Consider the following 19953-nt stretch of genomic DNA (forward strand, 5'->3'; position numbering starts at 1 on the left):
CTCTCATGAAAGAATTTGAATCTTAATAGACTCATTTAAATACTAGCTAATGATTTTTTATCCTGGTGGTCATCCAGTGTCTCGAAATTTATTCGGTTGTGTTTATCAGCCTTAGCCAATAAACTCTTACACATCTTGGTGTTTATCTTTGTTTAGTTTTCAATGAGCTTTGTGTCAGCTACGAATGTTTTGTTTCGCTGTGACAACTTTTATATTATATCACGTTTCGATTAGGCTTGTCAACCACATTTCAAAAGATTATTTAAATTCTTTTTTTGTGAATGGATGGCTGTGAAGCGCATCGCCTTAACGGAACTTTTATATAATACCATGATTCTCTGTCGCTTGTCAACCACTTAATTAAATTTCTTTTAAGTTATTTACAGAAAGGTTTTGTTCTTGTAAAGACTTCTTTACGTTTTGTACGACCTCTTAACGACAAGAACTAATATACCATGGTTTCAAACATTCTGTCAACAACTTTTTCAAATTTCTTTGAAATATTATGACACTTCTATTTCTTGTTTTATCGACAGTTTTAAAAGCCTTTTAAATCAACAATACTACTCTCAAACATGGATGCTGAATTAATGGATTATTCTACTACCGATTCAGTTCTAAATTAGTTTTGAATTTAATTATTTCTCTTTAACTTTACGAATTCAGATTTTCATTTTAAACATGGCAATAAAATTTATAGATCCGTTCAATTTTATTTAATTTAGTGATTTTTATTTACCAAAGAAAGAGTTTCGCATTTATACTATAAACCTTTGGGTCTTTTAATTACCTGCCTCAATGATAAAGTTTATTCTTTTATCTAATACTATGGTTTTAATATCCATTTAATATAACTTTACTCCTTTGTATTTTCTTATTCTTTTTTTTTAAGAATTCTTTATTAGTTACTAGCTATACACACATCAATAGACATTTATTTCTATCATGCGTTTACTTTATTATTAATACCGTCAGTCATTCATGATCATTAAAATTATATCCAAGTTATCAAGTCTTACTTTCACACAAGGCACGTTAACACGTTTGTAGTCCAAAGTAATATTTACACATCTACAAAGAGCTGTTACTAAATTCTTGTGACAGAGTTATTCCTTTTTTTAGCAGAGCGTTTACATCATCTCTTCTATAGAAAGAACAATTAACTGCTTCTACAGAACACTCTCTTAAACTCAAACTGCTTATTTTTGATTGAGTTTTCATAAATGACTTAGAATAGAGGCGCCATTCCATTTTGAGCTATTCTTGAAGCATTTATACGCTCATCTCTTTAGGTCTAGTTCTCTTTCAGTGGCAGCAGTTATCATTTAACCCCTTTTCCAAGTGTTACACCACTGCCTAAGCCATATTAATCATTTACACCTGTAGATTCTTCTATAAATAGCAAAAAAACGCCCCAAAAGGGGCGTTATATTTGTAGAGTATATTGGATTAAGCGTTGATTTTTGAAACAACACCAGCACCAACAGTACGTCCACCTTCACGGATTGAGAATTTAGTTCCATCTTCAATCGCGATTGGGTGAATTAATTCTACTGTCATTGCTACGTTATCACCAGGCATAACCATTTCAGTTCCTTCTGGTAATTCTACAACACCTGTAACGTCTGTTGTACGGAAGTAGAATTGAGGACGGTAGTTAGTAAAGAATGGAGTATGACGTCCACCCTCTTCTTTTGATAATACATAAACTTCAGCTTCGAATTTAGTATGAGGTGTGATTGTACCAGGTTTAGCTAATACTTGACCACGTTGGATTTGATCACGTGTAACACCACGTAATAATGCACCAATGTTGTCTCCAGCTTCAGCGTAGTCTAATAACTTACGGAACATTTCTACACCTGTAACAATTGTTTTGCTAGTAGCTTCAGCGATACCAACGATATCAACTTCGTCACCAACTTTAACTTGTCCACGCTCAACACGTCCTGTAGCTACAGTTCCACGACCTGTAATTGAGAATACGTCCTCAATTGGCATCATGAATGGCTTGTCAGTTTGACGTTCTGGTTCTGGAATGTAAGTATCTACAGCTTCCATTAATTCTAAAATTTTAGCTTCGTATTCTTCTACGCCTTCTAAAGCTTTTAGAGCTGAACCAGCGATTACTGGAATGTCGTCACCAGGATAGTCGTATTCTGTTAATAAGTCACGAACTTCCATTTCAACTAATTCTAATAATTCTTCGTCGTCAACCATATCTACTTTGTTTAAGAACACTACGAAGTAAGGAACACCTACTTGACGTGATAATAAGATATGCTCACGAGTTTGTGGCATTGGACCATCAGCTGATGATACTACTAAGATCGCGCCGTCCATTTGAGCAGCACCTGTGATCATGTTTTTAACGTAGTCCGCGTGACCTGGACAGTCCACGTGTGCGTAGTGACGGTTAGCTGTTTCATATTCGATATGAGAAGTGTTGATCGTGATTCCACGCTCTTTCTCTTCTGGTGCGTTATCGATTTCTGCATATGATTGTGCCGCTTGGCCACCAAAGCCTTGTTTAGCTAATACAGTTGCGATTGCAGCTGATAAAGTTGTTTTACCGTGGTCAACGTGTCCTAAAGTACCAATGTTAACGTGCGGTTTTGAACGGTCAAATTTTTCTTTTCCCATTTTAGTTATATCCTCCTAAGATTTAAATTCTTCTGTTATAGATTTAAAAGTAAACCTATCAAATTAATTATACCGAGTTACTAAACTAATTTCAATCCTTAGCTTACCAACTCGGTAAAAGTGAAGCTTGTGCTTTTAGCTTGATGCTAAAAATTAAGCGTCTGTTTTACCACCGTATTGTTTGATGATATCTTCAGCGATTGATTTTGGCACATCTTCATAGTGATCAAATTGCATTGAGAAAGTTCCGCGTCCTTGAGTAGATGAACGCAATGTTGTTGCGTATCCAAACATTTCTGATAACGGAATTAATGACTTAACAATTTGTGCGTTACCACGTGCTTGCGTACCTTCGATACGTCCACGACGTGAGCTAACGTGTCCCATAACATCTCCTAAATATTCTTCAGGAACTGTTACTTCTACAGCCATCATTGGCTCTAAGATAGTTGGGTTAGCTTTTTTAGCAGCGTTACGTAAAGCTAGTGATGCAGCAACCTTGAAGGCTGTCTCAGATGAATCGACATCGTGATATGATCCATCAAATAATCTAGCTTTAATGTCTACTAATGGGAATCCAGCTAATACACCATTTGCTAAAGAGTCTTTTAGACCTGCTTCAACTGCTGGGATGTATTCACGAGGAACCACACCACCGACAATAGCGTTTTCGAATTCGAAGCCTTTTCCTTCTTCGTTTGGTGAGAACTCAATCCAAACGTGTCCGTATTGACCTTTACCACCAGATTGACGAACGAATTTACCTTCAGCTTCAGTTGACGCACGGAATGTTTCACGGTATGAAACTTGTGGTGCACCTACAGTAGCAGAAACTTTAAATTCACGTTTTAAACGGTCAACGATGATATCTAAGTGTAATTCACCCATACCAGCGATGATTGTTTGTCCAGTTTCGTGATCAGTTGATGCACGGAAAGTTGGATCTTCTTCTGCAAGTTTTTGTAATGCAATACCCATTTTATCCTGGTCAGCTTTTGAATCTGGTTCAATAGCGACTTCAATAACTGGTTCTGGGAATTCCATTGACTCTAAGATTACAGAATCTTTTTCGTCACATAAAGTATCACCAGTTGTCGTGTTTTTCAGACCTACAGCTGCAGCGATATCACCAGAGAATACTTCTGGAATCTCTTTACGAGAGTTCGCATGCATTTGTAAGATACGTCCAACACGTTCACGGTTATCTTTAGTTGCGTTTTTGATGTATGATCCAGCTTTTAAAGTACCAGAATATACACGGAAGAACGTTAAACGTCCTACGAATGGGTCAGTCATCACTTTAAATGCTAAAGCCGAGAACGGCTCGTTATCATCAGCGTGACGTTCGATTGCTTCACCAGTAGATGCATCGATACCTTTAATAGATTCGATATCAGTAGGTGCTGGTAAGTAATCGACAACTCCGTTTAATAGAAGTTGAACACCTTTGTTTTTGAATGAAGATCCACAGAATACTGGGAACATTTCTACAGCTAAAGTCGCTTTACGGATTCCAGCAGTCAGTGTTTCAGCATCTACTTCTTCACCTTCAAGGTAAGCCATCATAATGTCTTCATCAGTATCCGCTACTGCTTCAACTAATTTCATACGCCATTCTTCAGCTAACTCTTGCATGTCTTCAGGGATTGAAATTTCTTCAATATCTGTCCCTTCGTCATTGTTATATTTGTAAGCTTTCAATTCAACTAAGTCAATGATACCGTTGAATTGATCTTCAGCACCGATTGGTAATTGAACTGGGTGAGCATTTGCTTGTAAACGTTCGTGTAATGTACCAACTGAGTACAAGAAGTTCGCACCGACTTTATCCATCTTGTTAATGAAAACAATACGAGGTACACCATAAGTAGTTGCTTGACGCCAAACTGTTTCAGTTTGTGGTTCAACACCAGACTGAGCGTCAAGTAATGTTACCGCACCGTCAAGTACACGTAATGAACGTTCTACTTCTACAGTAAAGTCCACGTGACCTGGTGTATCGATGATGTTTACGCGGTGGTTATCCCATTCTGCAGTTGTTGCTGCTGATGTGATTGTAATCCCACGTTCTTGTTCTTGTTCCATCCAGTCCATTTGTGACGCACCTTCGTGAGTTTCACCAATTTTATGGATACGACCTGTATAATATAAGATACGTTCTGTTGTCGTTGTCTTACCAGCGTCGATATGGGCCATGATACCGATATTTCGAGTTTTCTCAAGAGAAAATTCTCTTTTTGCCATCTATGTTTCCCCTCTTTCATATAGTGAATAGATGTTTAGCAACGATATATGTCAGCTGGTCAAACCAACTGACATAACCATTATAAATCTTACCAACGGTAATGAGCAAATGCTTTGTTAGCTTCTGCCATTTTATGCATATCTTCACGTTTCTTAACAGATGCTCCAGTGTTGTTAGCAGCATCCATAATTTCGCGAGCTAAACGAGTTTCCATTGTTTTTTCTCCACGAAGACGTGAGTAGCTTACTAACCAACGAGTAGCTAGTGTAGTACGACGCTCTGGACGAACTTCAACAGGAACTTGGTAGTTAGAACCCCCTACACGGCGAGCTTTAACTTCTAATAGTGGCATAATGTTTTCAATTGCTTGTTCAAAGACTTCAATTGGTTCGTTACCAGTTTGTTCTTTGATAATGTCAAATGCTGAATATAAAATCGTAGCAGCTTTACCACGTTTACCATCAACCATTAAACGGTTAATTGTACGTGTTACTAACTTCGAATTGTAAAGTGGATCTGGCAAAACTTCACGTTTTGTTACGGGACCTTTACGAGGCATTCAAATTCCTCCTTTCATGTTTATAATAGAATTATTTATTTTATATAATATATTGAACCTGAGCTTAAGCTTTAGGTTTCTTAGTACCGTATTTAGAACGGCTTTGTTTACGTTCGTTAACTCCAGCTGTATCTAAAGCACCACGTACGATATGGTAACGTACCCCTGGTAAGTCTTTCACACGTCCACCACGAATTAAAACAACACTATGTTCTTGTAGGTTGTGTCCAATTCCTGGGATATATGCAGTTACTTCCATTAAGTTCGATAAACGAACACGTGCATATTTACGTAAAGCAGAGTTAGGTTTTTTAGGTGTCATAGTTCCCACACGAGTACATACCCCACGTTTTTGTGGAGACATTGTGTTTGTTTGGGCTCTCTTGAAGCTGTTATAACCTTTGTTTAAAGCTGGTGAATTCGATTTAGTCAATTTTGACTTACGCGGTTTGTTCACTAGTTGGTTAATAGTAGGCATTAAATGTCCTCCTCCCTTGTATTCAATCTTAGTCCACACATCCAAGTGTGTCATTTTTGTATAAAATCCAACCGCGATGCATAAGCATCACGATTCTGGGTGAGTCTATAGCAGTCAGCACGACTGTGAAACAGGAATCTGTCAATAAAAAACACCTTAGTCATAATAGCACGCACTTTTGCTAACGTCAACCTTTGATAATGCATTTTATGAATTCTAATTAAATTATCATTTATCCCCATAAAATTAAAGGAGATAGCTACAAAACATCGCCATCTCCTCAGTATTATTTGTTTGCGTCTTATGCGTCCGCGTTGATATGATCAAATTTTTCTGGTTCTTCTTCAAATTTTTTCACAACGTAAGAACAGCTCGCTTTAATTTTCTTGCCTTGTGCTTCCATCTCTTCGACTAAGCGATCTAATAACTTACCTGCAGCTCCTTGGCCGCGTAAAGCTGGAGACACAAAAGTGTGATCAGCAACAACTACCTTTGGATCATCTGTTAAACTAAATGTTATTTCAGCTAACTTTTCACCATTCGCGTCACGATGGACAAACGCATTGTTTTCTCTAATTAATTCCACGTTATCTCCTCCTTATAATACATACGACACTTCATAAAGAGTATAACATAGATGATATCTATTCAAAAAAAATATGATTGAACGCACTTATTCTAGTGATTACGCATTGTTGGGAATAATAAAACATCACGAATTGATTGAGAGTCTGTTAACAACATAACCAATCGGTCAATTCCAATACCTAGTCCACCTGTTGGCGGCAATCCATATTCTAAAGCCTCAATAAAGTCTTCGTCTAATGGATGTGCTTCATCGTTTCCTGCATCTTTTTCACTTAACTGCGCTTCGAAACGTTCACGTTGATCAATCGGATCTGTCAACTCTGTAAATGCGTTCGCATACTCATGACCTACAATAAATAATTCGAATCGGTCAGTAAAGCGAGGCTCTTGGTCATTTTTACGTGCTAATGGAGAAATTTCAACTGGATGTCCATAAACAAACGTTGGTTGAACAATTGAATCTTCACATTTTTCTTCAAAGAAATTATTAATCACATGACCTACAGTGTTATCGTGAGGATTTAAGTAAACACCATGGTCTTTGGCTAATGCTTTAGCTATTTCAAAGTCCATTTCTGGCCAGAAATCTACACCAGTTTCTTCTTTAATAATGTCTACCATGTGAACACGACGCCATGGAGAACCTAAATCCACAACTTTATCAGCATAATTAACTTGACTTGTGCCTAATGCTCTTTCAGCTACAGTACGGATCATTTCTTCAATTAAATCCATAACGTCTGTATACACCGAGTAAGCAGTATAGGCTTCTAACATCGTAAATTCTGGGTTATGCGTTGTATCAATCCCTTCATTACGGAAGACACGGCCAATTTCATAAACTTTTTCCATGCCACCTACTACTAATCGTTTTAAGTGTAGCTCTAAAGCGATTCGCATATAAAGCTCCATATCTAGAGCATTATGATGGGTAATGAAAGGACGAGCAGATGCGCCACCTGCTAAGTTATGCAAAGTAGGGGTTTCTACTTCTAAATACCCTTTATCATCTAAAAACTTACGGATTTCACGGATGATTTTCGAACGATTGACAAAACGATCAAAACTTTCACCGTTACTGATCAAATCTAAGTAACGTTGACGGTAACGTTGCTCAACATTCGTTAGACCATGATATTTATCCGGTAATGGGCGCAATGCTTTGGTCAATGGTTTGAAGTCACTTGCCCAAATTGAAAGTTCTCCAGTATTTGTTTTGAACAATTTACCTGTCATTCCAACGATATCGCCTAAGTCAGCGGTTGTCCACCAACTATATTGTTCTTCGCCAATGCCATCTTTACGAACATACAGTTGAATACGGCCCTTCATATCTTGAATGTGAGCAAAGCCGGCTTTGCCTTTACCTCGTTTTGATACGATACGTCCCGCTACCGAAACGATAATTGGCTCTGCCGCTTCTAACTCCGCCTTATCCATCGAGTCATACTCAGCAAGCAAATCTGCTGATAAATGGCTTTTTTCAAAGCCAATGTCGAATGGGTTTATATTGGCCTCAGCCATCGCTTGCATCTTCTCGCGACGCACGATCAACTGATCATTTAGTTCTTGTTCAGTTTCATGTTGATGATTATCTGTCATCCATTTCACTCCTCACTTAATCTTTACACATTGCATATTTTAACTGAAAACATCATAAAAGTCATTGAAAGAAAGAATTTATCTCCAGACTTCTATTGTTTACTCTATCTACCTTAAAATTAGTCAGCGATCTCTTTATCCACTAAGATCGCTTCTAGATCTTCTTCAGAAAATTGATAATGGTTATTACAATAGTGACATACCGTTTCAGCACCATGATCCTCGATAATCATCTCTTCAATTTCCTTACGGCCAATTAACTTTAATCCTTCAGTAAAACGTTCTTTACTACATGAACATAAAAATTTAACATCTTGGTAGGCAAGTATTTCTGAATTATTCTCTCCTACTAGGAGATCTAATAATGATTCAATGCTTTCGGCTTCTTCTAATTTATCAGAAAAACGCCCAAGTGATCCGATACGCTCTTCAATAGCAGTAATCGTTTCTTCTGTTGCACCTGGCATTACTTGAATCATAAAACCGCCTGCTGCAGCTACCGATTCATCGGGATTTACTAACACACTTAAACCAATCGCTGATGGCGTTTGCTCAGAGACTGCCATATAGTAGGTAAAATCTTCTGCTAACTCACCACTAATTAAAGGCACTTGTCCTGAAAAGGGTTCGCTATCGCCGATGTATTTACGAACAATCAATGAACCTGGCAAGCCAACAGCAGCAGCTACGTCTAGTTTACCTTGATCATTTAATTCTAAAGCAACTTCTGGATTGGTTACATAACCACGAACATGACCATACGCATCACCATCTGTCACAACGCGACCAACCGGTCCTTCCCCAATAATTTCAACACTTAAACGATCTGTCCCTTTTAAGTTTGCTGATAGTAACGCAGTCGCCGCTAATGTACGACCTAAGACAGCCGTTGCTGTATGCCAAGTTTGATGTCTTTCACGTGCTTCGTTCACTGTTTTAGTTGCATCTAATACAAATACTCTTACTTGACCATCATAGGCTAATGCTTTTAATAATTGATCTGTCATTTTATATACTCTCCTTTAACATTCCAAAGTCTTATATATCTTACTCAAAAACTCCTTTGATTGAAAGACTACAGTCTCAATCAAGGATATATTTAGCAAAATAAAATCGAACAACATCTAAGCAAATTACTCAGCTTGGATGTAGTTCGATTTAAAATATCTTATGCTTGTGAATCAGAATCGCTTTCAGTCAATCCTTCTGACTCTTCACGTTTGGCTAGCTCTTCATCCGTTGATTTCTCTAATGCTTCTTCAAAAGTATCAGCTTTTTCAACTGGTTCATCAACTATTTCTACGTCAGTCGGCATTTGGCCTGTTTCAAATAAAGCTTTGATTTGGCGTTTGTCCAACGTTTCGATTTCTAATAATTTTTCAGCAATGATTTCTAGCTGGTCACGATGTTGATTGATAATGTCATGTGCTTCTGTATGAGCTTTCTCAATGATTTTGCGAACTTCCTTATCAATTTCATAAGCAACCTGTTCTGAATAAGCTGGACGTTGTCCATAATCACGTCCAATAAACACCTTGCCGTTACCTTCGTATTGGATTGGCCCAAGTAAGTCAGACATTCCATATTCAGTTACCATGCTACGTGCAATTTGAGTTGCTTGTTGGAAGTCATTACTTGCCCCAGTAGACTGAGAACCAAAGACTATTTCTTCCGCCACTCGCCCACCAAGTAAACCAACGATTTGCTCGTATAGCTCTACTTTAGTGACGATAAAACTATCTTCTCTAGGAAGCATAATCGCATAACCACCGGCACGACCACGAGGAACGATTGTCACTTTATGGACGATTCGAGCATCACTCAAGACCATTCCTACTACTGTATGACCAGCCTCATGGAAAGCAATCGTACGACGCTGCTTAACAGAGATAACCGAGTCCCTTTTAGCAGGTCCTGCTATCACACGGTCATGCGCTTCATCAACGTCCTCAGCCGTAATAAATTTACGATCAAAACGAGCAGCAATCAATGCAGACTCATTTAATAAGTTTTCTAAGTCAGCACCAGAAAAGCCTGGTGTTTGTTGAGCAATGACTTTCAAGTCCACATCTGGCCCAAATTTCTTATTACGTGCATGTACATGCAAGATAGCTTCACGGCCTTTAACATCTGGATTACCAACTAAAATTTGACGGTCAAATCGACCTGGTCTTAATAAGGCCGGATCTAAGACATCTGAACGGTTCGTTGCTGCAATGACAATAACACCTTCATTACCTTCGAAACCATCCATTTCAACTAGTAACTGGTTTAACGTTTGCTCACGTTCATCGTGACCTCCGCCCATTCCAGCTCCACGTTGGCGACCTACTGCATCAATCTCATCGATAAAGATAATAGCTGGTGCACTTTTCTTGGCATTTTCAAATAAATCACGCACACGACTTGCACCGACCCCGACGAACATTTCAACGAACTCAGAACCTGAGATACTATAAAATGGTACACCGGCTTCCCCTGCAACAGCTTTTGCAAGTAATGTTTTACCAGTTCCTGGAGGTCCCTCTAGGAGAACACCTGCTGGAATTCTAGCTCCGAGTGCTGTAAAGCGTTTCGGGTCTTTTAAGAATTCAACCACTTCAACTAATTCTTGCTTCTCTTCTTCAGCTCCAGCCACGTCTTCAAAGCGGACTTTAACTTTTTGTTTCGAAACATCTTTTGATTTCGATTTACCAAAGTTCATCACACCTTTACCACCGCCGCCACCACCTTGCTGCATCATTGAATACATCAAGAAGAAAGCTGGTATCATTAAAATTAAGAAAGGTAAGAAACTCAACCACAAGCCTGTGCTTGATTCTGGAACAGTATCCATTTTAGTTTCAGTTTGTAGCGCTAATTGGGTCACGCGCTCAAGTGTCGCATCATTGCCTAATACTTCAGTTTCAAAACGACGTTCTGTATCTGAACTTTGGAAAATTTGTACTAAATTCTCTTCTTCTTCATTCACCGTTGTTGATGAATCATACGTCCCTTTAATATGATAGACTCCCGAACCAATTTGAACTTCAAATTCATTGAAGGCCCCTTGTTCTAACTCTGTCATAAATTCAGATGATGATATTTCTTTAGTTTGATTATTTAAACCGAAATCTCCTGAAATCATTTGGAAAATTCCTGCAATTGCAAGAAATGCAAGTATATAGAAGAGCGTTCCTCTGAATACATTGCGATTACGATTCGGATTTGGATTTTGCATTAGATATATCTCCTCCTTATCTGTGTATTATATATCTTATTAATCATACCATAATTTGAATAATTTTTGCTACTCTTCTGGTTCAGTATAAATCTCTGGTTTTAATACACCAATGTAAGGTAAATTACGGTATTTTTGTTTATAGTCTAAGCCGTACCCAACAACGAATGCATTAGGTACTTCTATTCCAACGAAATCTGGCACTAAATCTGGAATGATTCGGCGTTCTGGTTTATCTAATAAAGTAACAACTTTAACCGATTTCGCTTTACGATAACGTAATAATTCAACTAAATAGTTTAATGTACGTCCTGTATCGATGATATCTTCCACGATTAAAAAGTCGCGTCCTTCAACACGCGTATCCAAGTCTTTGACAATTTTTACTTCTCCTGAAGAAACAAACCCTTCTCCATAACTGGACACGTCCATAAAGTCGATTTCCAAATAGCAGTCCATTTCACGAATGATATCCGCCATAAACAATGCTGCTCCACGCAGTATTCCAACGACAACAACTTCTTTATCTTGGTACTCTTGTGTTAATTGTTGTCCCAGTCTTTTGATAGCTACTTGTAGCTCCTCTTCTGAAACAAGAACTTCTTCAATGTCATTTTCTAGCATTCAGCTTCTCCTTTAAATCAACCTAGTAGTGTTGTAACAAGTTGCATTGTAACATATTAATCCTTTATTTTCTTACTTTTCTGCATAAAAAGATATGTGTAATTGTATCAGTTTGCTGAGGTTGATACAATCCAGAATACTTTAATGGAATCAACCAAACGATTTGATGGTCTTTTGTGCATAATAGCCACATCGCATCTCGTTGATTAGCGGGTATTTTGTTATCAATCATCACGCGTGAAATTTTCTTATGAAAAGAAGGTTGTCCATTCTGAATAACAAGCATCTCATCCCCATCTTGACGATGTCTTAAGTAGAAGTTCGATACATCTGTTCCGGTTAAATCTAGGGCCAATATATGCTCTGCTTCGTTTTTCATACGCATCGTGACTTGATCTGCCTCAAAAACAGCTAATTCCTCATCTTCCGACAAACGATACCACTTATTGACTTCTTCAAGCTGAATTTCACTCTTTTTAGGTATTGAAGCAATAAAATCATGTGGTTGGATATGCACAAAATCGTATTGGCGAATAGCAAGCCAGCCTGCACCCAACATAACTTCTGCATTAGGTTCTGTCTCATTCATAAGCAATTGATAAACCTGATCCAACATCGCCTTATTATAGTTGGGCACATCTTCTACTAAGCGTTCTTCAAAGAAAACCGATAAATAAGTTTTCAATTTATATGAGCTGAGGGCCCGAAGAGCCGGTACATATAATATCCAATGACCTTGTTCCGTCCTCATGAGTAACTCTGGCTCTATGGCTAAGTAATCATGAAAATGTGTTAAATAACTTGCTTGATACTGCTCTTGCAAGGCTAACATATTATTAAGAAATCTCGGGTTTTCATTTTCAAACAGCGGCACGATTTGATGTCTAATGCGATTACGTAAAAACTTATGACTATCATTTGTCGCATCTTCAATAAATTCAACTTGCTGCTCCTGCGCATAGTCGTATAATTCTTGTTTCGGTATAGAAATCAACGGTCTCATAATATTGGTTAGAACAGCATGTCGGTGTTGATCCGTTAGAATCCGTCGATAATTTGCTGGTATCCCTCGACTGCCCTTGATCGATGTGCCTCTTAAGAGTCGCATCAAAAATGTTTCGACCGTATCATTTAAATGATGAGCCGTCATCAAGGCGTCAGCCTCACTTCCTTTTAATACATCGGCAAAAAACTGATAACGCGCATCCCTTGCTGCAGCTTCCACGTTTGCGTCTGCCGGATGATCCCAAGTACCTACAAAGTAAGTAAAACCATGTTGTTCTGCATACTGCTTAACCAAAGCTTGCTCAGTTGCATGAATCTCCGGTGAGCGCAGTTGATGATTAAAGTGAGCAACGATAATTTCTTTCGTTCTATATTCTTGGAGCTTAACTAACTCACTCATAATATGCAGTAAAACCATGGAGTCTACACCGCCAGAGACGGCTAGAACAATTTTCCGTGAGGTTCCCCATTCGGACCATGACTCAAGTTGTTGTTTGACCTGTCTAAGTAAAGCCTCCATCATAAATTCTCCTAAACTAACTATTTAATAGGCATATTATACCGTTTAATCCGCTCTTAATGCTATAGCGGCATCTTTTTTTGCAGCCATTCTTGCCGGAATGTGTCCACCCAGAACTGTTAAGAGTGTTGAAGTCACAATTAATAGAAGTCCGTGAACCGGATCAAGACGTGCAACGTCTTTCAAGCCAGAGAAATTTTCTAATAGCATATTGATTGGAATCGTTGCCAGATAAGCAATTGAAACACCTAATACACCAGAGGCAATCCCAAGAATAAAGGTTTCCGCATCAAACACTCGTGTAATATCCTTTTTACGCGCCCCTAAAGCTTTCAAGACACCAATTTCTTTCGTACGTTCTAATACGGAGGTATAGGTAATGATACCAATCATAATCATACTCGTTACAAGCGAAATACCTGCAAAGGCTACGAGTACATACGTTGTTGCATCCATTAAACCACCTGTTAATTCCGTCATCGTTCCAGCTAAATCAGAGTAAATAATTCTATCTTCGGTTGACTTACCTTCGTTATAAGCGTCTAAGTAGGTAATGATTTCATCTTTGGTTTCATAGTTTTTTGGATAAATTTGCACACTTGTTGGAATCGCATTACCACCAAGAACGCTCAATAGCATTTCACGGCTATGGCCATCTATTGTTTCACCACTTAGACTATTAACGTCACTTGCTTCTTGGGCGACAACAATTGCGGATTGACGATTTTGGTCAATAAATTCTGCTAATAAATCTTCTGAGTAAGCAATTCCTGGCGCAAGAATCGCCATTTTTGCATCAGCTTTCGCTCTGACAATCCCATTGATCCTTAACTCTTGATTATCACTTGCTTTATAGATAGTCGCTAAGTCTTGATTTGGAATAAAGTGACCCGTTGGTAATTCAGTATAAAAATCATCATTATTGACTAAAGTCACTGTCGTGCCGAGGAGTTCTTCAAAATCTAATTCCTCTTCTGGATCGATAGACAAGCCAAGATTACGTAATGCATTGTAGTTCGTTTGGTTGTTACTATCTACTACCAATACAACATCGTGCGCAGTCGTTGGAAACTCTCCTGCTAATAAATCATAATTATCAACTAACACGGGACTGTTGCCTTCAACATCAGTTGGAATAACGGGTGTTGAAACACCTAACAAAGATGTCATGTCGGCTGCATTCGGTAAGCCTGTTTCTGTTTGAGGGGCATTCGAAAAGACTACTGATTGAACCTCACCGTCTACCTCACGAAGAAGATTTAATTTAAGGGGACGATTAAAGCCCACTGCTTGAATCAAGTTGGGATCAATCTCATTGATGTAATCTACATAAGCTTCATCAAGAGGATTAATGTGTTGAACTTGATCTTGAATATGTTCTTTAGCAATCAATAGTTGCGTATCAGGGTAATCACCATCTGTCGTTCCTAATGGACTTTCAACATTCGTCGGTTGAGTAGAGGCCACTCGTGACATTGAAATTGGAAAAGCTGATACTGTTTCTGCTTGAGTGGAGTCGATTTGATGTTGAAAACCTGTTGATAAGGACAGAACAATCGCAATACTTATGATACCAATACTTGAAGCGAAGGCTGTTAAGAATGTTCGGCCTTTTTTCGTTCGGAGGTTATTAAATGATAAATTTAAAGCCGTCAAGAAACTCATTTGAGTTTTCTTTAATTGAAAACGATTATCTTTATCTGCTTCTTCATATGGTTTCGAGTCCGTGATTACTTTACCATCTGACAAGCGCACGATTCGACTGGCATATTCACGAGCCAATTCCGGATTATGCGTCACCATAATGACAAGTTTTTCTTCAGATAGTTCTTTGATTAAGTCCATAATTTGGACACTGGTCTCAGTATCCAAGGCTCCAGTCGGCTCATCACATAATAAGATGTCCGGGTCGTTAGCTAACGCTCGTGCGATGGCCACTCGTTGCATTTGTCCCCCTGATAATTGATTGGGTTTTTTATTCAAATGATCCTTCAAACCAACACGTTCGAGTGCATCGACTGCCCTTTGATGTTTTTCATCCTTTGAGACACCACTTAAGGTCATGCCCAATTTCACATTGTCTAAGATCCCTAAATGACTGATTAAATTGTAGCTTTGGAAAACAAAGCCAATAGAGTTATTTCGATAAGCATCCCATTCAGAATCTTTAAAAGCTTTTGTTGATTGACCATTAATGACAAGGTCTCCGCTATCATAATTGTCTAGTCCACCGATGACATTTAATAAGGTTGTTTTACCAGAGCCACTTGTTCCTAAAATTGCTACAAATTCTTTTTGACGAAACCCGATTGTTACATCGTCTAAGGCTTTAGTGACTGTTTCACCTACTGTATAATATTTTTTTACGTTTTTTAATTCTAACATGTTGCACCTCTTCAGTTTACGTTCGATTTATTTCAGATTTCACTACAAAATACACAGTGTGATTTCCGTTCATATTCTGTGAATATAATTTACCTGTTTTAGTGTATAGTATATATATTAAGTCACTGTGAACAAATGGTTTTTTATTAACAATCAATTCATAATCGCTTGCTAATATAAACCAAACAAGGAGGAGTCAGTATGAATAAAATTCTTATCATCGAAGATAATGACAATTTAGCTCGCATTTATAAATCAATGCTCACCAAAAATTATTTCGATGTCTTCATTACATCAGATGGACAGCAAGCCCTAGATTTACTCGAAAGAATCCATGTCGATTTAATCATTAGCGATGTGATGATGCCTAATATGGACGGTTTTGAGTTTGCAGCCTTGATGCGCGATACTGGATTTGACGTTCCTATTCTGATGATTACTGCGCGTGATTCACTGGACGATAAGAAACGTGGCTTCAAAATTGGCGTTGACGATTACATGGTCAAGCCGATCGACCTTGATGAAATGGTCTTAAGAGTGGAGGCTCTGCTACGTCGGGCAAAGATTGCACACACCAAACAATTGAAAGTAAAGCAGACGACGCTCGACCAGATGAGTTACACGATTGCTTATCTCGATCAACAGTTAACGCTACCTCAAAAAGAATTCCAATTATTATATAAGCTACTTTCCTACCCAGACAAAATATTTACACGCCAACAATTGATGGATGAAATTTGGGGCTTAGATTCCGATACCGACGAGAGAACCATCGATGTACACATCAAACGTTTACGTGATCGTTTCGACAATAATACTGATTTCGAAATCGTGACCGTTCGCGGTCTTGGCTATAAAGCGGTCGTGAGCTAATGAAAAACATAGTCTATGGTAAAATGCGCTTCCACTTTGCAATTATAACATGCATTGCAACTTTTATTTCTTTGACGATTTTTACCACTGTATTGTTTGTATTGAATAGTTATTTTCAGTGGAATTTAGCCTTAAGTGGTCGTTTTTATATTCTAGTTTTCTTAATTATTATGAGTGGCATGATTTCGGCTTTGATCACGACTTATGTTGGCCTCCAAATTATTCAACCTATCGAAACCTTGCGTGATAATATGACGAAAGTTTCTGGGGGTAATTTTTCAATTCAGTTAGACACACAACACAAGATTGATGAAGTGAGTCAGCTATTCAATGATTTTAATTTAATGGTTCATGAACTCGACGGGATTAATGCTTTACAAAACGATTTCGTCTCTACCGTCTCCCACGAATTTAAAACACCTTTAGCTGCCATTCAAGGTTATGCTCAGCTTTTACAAGATCCTGACTTAGACCCTGATACACAAAAAGATTTAACGTCTCGTCTAATTGCTGCTACTCAACAATTAACACAGTTAACGGATAATATTCTGAAACTAACCAAAATTGAGCATCAAGGAATCAGTATTGAGCGCAAACCGATTCGTTTAGACGAACAAATCCGACAGGCGATTCTTTATTTGCAACCCCGTTGGGAAGAAAAAGGGATTACATTCAATATCATGCTAGAACGCTTAAGTTTTATCGGTAATGAAGAGTTGCTTCAACAAGTGTGGACCAATATTATCGATAATGCGATTAAGTATAATCGCACTAATGGAGAAATTACTATATCACAGCAGCCCTCTCCAGACGGTCGTGTGCAAATTTTCATCGCAGATACAGGTGTTGGGATGTCGAACGATACACTCAATAAAGCGTTCGATAAATTTTACCAAGCCGATAGTAGCCGCTTAAACTCTGGTAATGGATTAGGCTTATCATTGGTTAAACAAATTCTTCATTTGCATAAGGCTGAGATTCACTATACGAGTCAACTAGGTGAAGGGACAACCGCTAGAATTACCTTACCTGCTGATAAGTAAAGGAACTTTTACTGATGACATTTTTTTGATCTCCACCCCACTTTTGATGGGATGGAGATTTTTTTAGGTGATGATGCCTTTCAGGCGGGAATCGCCCCCTTGGTTCTAGCAGGAAATTCTAGCGGCACTTTACCTATCCCATTGAAACTCTCCTAACATATAAACAAGCGCTAACCTGTGGTACTCCATTTGCTTCGTCTGGTTAACGATAAAATTAGAGGACTTAGCGCATTGAATAAAGCCAGTAATTCCTTACGGTTTTATTACTTTGAGTGAACGTTTTATTTTTAACAGGTCGACTAGACCTGCGAGTTAAACACTAAAATATACAAGCTACGATATGGGGCGATTAAAGCGATTATCTTCCTATATTTAGACGCGCTTCCAAATAAGCACCTTAAACTTAGAAGCCCTTATAAGACAAAAAAAGTGCCAAAGAGACAAATCACACAGTCTCTTTGACACGATAAAATTAACCACTCAGTAAATCCACGTTCCATTACTCACTTGTCGTAAAATAATTTTCTAAGCCTTTAGTAATCGATTTCGCGATACTCTTTTGATACTCATGACTAAAAATCACTTCTACATCATAATAATTACTAATATAACCGAGCTCCAATAGGATACTCGGTCGAGTATTCTCACGCAGAACATGATAATTCCCAAACATTATACCGAGATTTTCTAATTCTTGGTTATCCAATTCTTGATTCACAGCTTCCGCTAGAGTCTTGTCTGTTTGATGATAATAATAAGTGCTTGTACCAGACCAATAAGAATCTTCTGAACCATCAATATGTAAGCTAATAAATAAATCGACTTCATTCACATTACTGGCTTCAGTTCGTTCGATCAATTCCACATAATGATCTTCGTCACGTGTCATTAAAACGGTAGCCCCTTTAGCTTCCAATTGTTTCTTTATTTCCAAGGCTAATTCCAAAGTAGCCACCTTCTCCTCAGCCATACTATCCCAACTGAGTGCTCCCGTATCTACACCACCATGTCCTGGATCCAACATAATTGTCGCTTTAGACAACTGTGAGATAATGGGGCCTTCAAGTCTCCCTACAGAAAATGTGTTCACAGCCACTCGATCGGAATCTACATAACCACGTTCACCTTCTGAACTTTCAATCAAATAGAAATCATCATCTTTGTGCTTTGCTAGCTCACCAACTAAGGAGAACACCTCACCAGGCATGGCACGATAAAGAACTTGGGAATAAGTTGACTCTTCTTCATATAATGGCTCATTAGCAAATTGGATGGTCACTTCTGGTTCAACCTCTAAACGTGCAGCAGCAATCGCTTCCGGATCATACGCACGCAACTTTTCAAACCTGTATGCTTCATTATGAGCTAATGCTCTTTCTTCTGGCACTAAATTCACTAATCGTGTGGGAATATAACCTTTTGTTTCCAACTCAGTTGAATCTTCATCAGTGAGTTCTTCTGAAGTGAGCTGCACACTCAACCAACCTTCGGCCTCTTGACTAACCAATAAATAGCTTCCTGCCACAATTGTCGTAACTAAAGGGCCAGATTCCTCTCTTTCACCATAGACTGGTGTGTCAATTAGTAATTGAGCCGCAATAGCTTGATCATTTATTAGCGTCCTATTATCTAAAAACCAAATGGGTAACCAGCCCTCTTGTTGATTTTCAGTACGTACTCGCGCCCAACCATTCCGTTCTTCTAGCAGTCTTACTTTAGTACTGCTCGTCAATTCACCTATACTTTCAGCTAATGTATCCGGTGAGTTTCTTAAAACCACTTGTTCGCGTTCAATGGTCACCTGCTGTTTCGGCCAGTAACTAACAGCTACCACCAAAGCGAGCAAGACGACACAAACACCGATGACAATCGGTACGATTTTAAATTGAGGTTGTTTCCTTTTTTTTCTAAACATATTTATAATTCTCCCCACAAACAGAGTTCCCTGTGTGTATATTCTTCTCGCACCTCGAACGTTCCGTTCGCTTTAACTACCCAAACCAAAGTTCCTGAGCTTATAAACAACCACAAGCCCTCTCTATTTTCCATCATCAGTTTGACATTGTTCGGTGTCGCATCATTCACAACCATCCGATGAATAGTGGATGCCCCTAACTATTTATATATCTTACTATTTAATTCTCTTATCGCCAACTACATTCGACAAA

Annotated in this window: 14 protein-coding genes; 2 read left to right on the forward strand and 12 right to left on the reverse strand. The window is 38.4% G+C overall.

Annotation, left to right across the window (positions count from 1 at the left end):
- Positions 1-1449: 1449 nt before the first annotated feature.
- From tuf to ACTQ45_RS12780, 11 genes are all read right to left on the reverse strand, one after another.
- Entirely contained in the window at positions 1450-2643 is a 1194-nt protein-coding gene (gene tuf / locus ACTQ45_RS12730) for an elongation factor Tu (RefSeq protein ID WP_441753560.1), read from the reverse strand.
- A 153-nt stretch (positions 2644-2796) separates the two neighbouring features.
- Complete coding sequence (fusA, locus tag ACTQ45_RS12735) at positions 2797-4887, reverse strand: elongation factor G (RefSeq protein ID WP_441763959.1); 2091 nt, start codon at positions 4885-4887, stop codon at positions 2797-2799.
- Between the two features lie 89 nt (positions 4888-4976).
- On the reverse strand, positions 4977-5447 hold the full coding sequence (rpsG, locus tag ACTQ45_RS12740) for a 30S ribosomal protein S7 (RefSeq protein ID WP_441753563.1): 471 nt from the start codon (positions 5445-5447) through the stop codon (positions 4977-4979).
- A 64-nt stretch (positions 5448-5511) separates the two neighbouring features.
- Positions 5512-5925: a 30S ribosomal protein S12 gene (gene rpsL, locus ACTQ45_RS12745; RefSeq protein ID WP_441753565.1), complete on the reverse strand. Its 414-nt coding sequence runs from the start codon at positions 5923-5925 to the stop codon at positions 5512-5514.
- 301 nt (positions 5926-6226) lie between these two features.
- Complete coding sequence (locus tag ACTQ45_RS12750) at positions 6227-6511, reverse strand: GNAT family N-acetyltransferase (RefSeq protein ID WP_441753567.1); 285 nt, start codon at positions 6509-6511, stop codon at positions 6227-6229.
- 92 nt (positions 6512-6603) lie between these two features.
- A complete protein-coding gene (gene lysS / locus ACTQ45_RS12755; protein WP_441763960.1) occupies positions 6604-8115 on the reverse strand; it encodes a lysine--tRNA ligase in 1512 nt (503 codons plus the stop codon).
- Positions 8116-8234: 119 nt separating this feature from the next.
- Complete coding sequence (gene hslO / locus ACTQ45_RS12760; RefSeq protein WP_441753571.1) at positions 8235-9122, reverse strand: Hsp33 family molecular chaperone HslO; 888 nt, start codon at positions 9120-9122, stop codon at positions 8235-8237.
- Positions 9123-9283: 161 nt separating this feature from the next.
- A complete protein-coding gene (gene ftsH / locus ACTQ45_RS12765) occupies positions 9284-11335 on the reverse strand; it encodes an ATP-dependent zinc metalloprotease FtsH (RefSeq protein WP_441763961.1) in 2052 nt (683 codons plus the stop codon).
- Between the two features lie 69 nt (positions 11336-11404).
- The gene (hpt, locus tag ACTQ45_RS12770) at positions 11405-11959 is read right to left on the reverse strand and encodes a hypoxanthine phosphoribosyltransferase (RefSeq protein ID WP_441753575.1); all 555 of its coding nucleotides are present in this window, start codon (positions 11957-11959) and stop codon (positions 11405-11407) included.
- A gap of 64 nt (positions 11960-12023) precedes the next feature.
- On the reverse strand, positions 12024-13484 hold the full coding sequence (tilS, locus tag ACTQ45_RS12775) for a tRNA lysidine(34) synthetase TilS (protein ID WP_441753576.1): 1461 nt from the start codon (positions 13482-13484) through the stop codon (positions 12024-12026).
- 45 nt (positions 13485-13529) lie between these two features.
- Positions 13530-15869: an ABC transporter ATP-binding protein/permease gene (locus tag ACTQ45_RS12780; protein WP_441763962.1), complete on the reverse strand. Its 2340-nt coding sequence runs from the start codon at positions 15867-15869 to the stop codon at positions 13530-13532.
- A 201-nt stretch (positions 15870-16070) separates the two neighbouring features.
- Between ACTQ45_RS12780 and ACTQ45_RS12785 the strand changes: the two genes are divergently transcribed.
- Both ACTQ45_RS12785 and ACTQ45_RS12790 read left to right on the forward strand, forming a co-directional pair.
- Positions 16071-16742, forward strand: coding sequence for a response regulator transcription factor (locus ACTQ45_RS12785; RefSeq protein WP_441753579.1), 672 nt, complete (start codon positions 16071-16073; stop codon positions 16740-16742).
- A complete protein-coding gene (locus tag ACTQ45_RS12790) occupies positions 16742-17785 on the forward strand; it encodes a sensor histidine kinase (RefSeq protein ID WP_441753580.1) in 1044 nt (347 codons plus the stop codon). Before ACTQ45_RS12785 ends, ACTQ45_RS12790 begins: the two co-directional genes overlap by 1 nt.
- A 499-nt stretch (positions 17786-18284) precedes the next feature.
- On the opposite strand, the gene ACTQ45_RS12795 is transcribed toward ACTQ45_RS12790, so the two are convergent.
- Positions 18285-19700: an N-acetylmuramoyl-L-alanine amidase gene (locus tag ACTQ45_RS12795; RefSeq protein ID WP_441763963.1), complete on the reverse strand. Its 1416-nt coding sequence runs from the start codon at positions 19698-19700 to the stop codon at positions 18285-18287.
- Between the last annotated feature and the right edge of the window lie 253 nt (positions 19701-19953).

The sequence above is a fragment of the Fundicoccus sp. Sow4_D5 genome, assembly GCF_052116365.1.
In the GTDB taxonomy this organism is placed as follows: Bacteria; Bacillota; Bacilli; order Lactobacillales; family Aerococcaceae; genus Fundicoccus.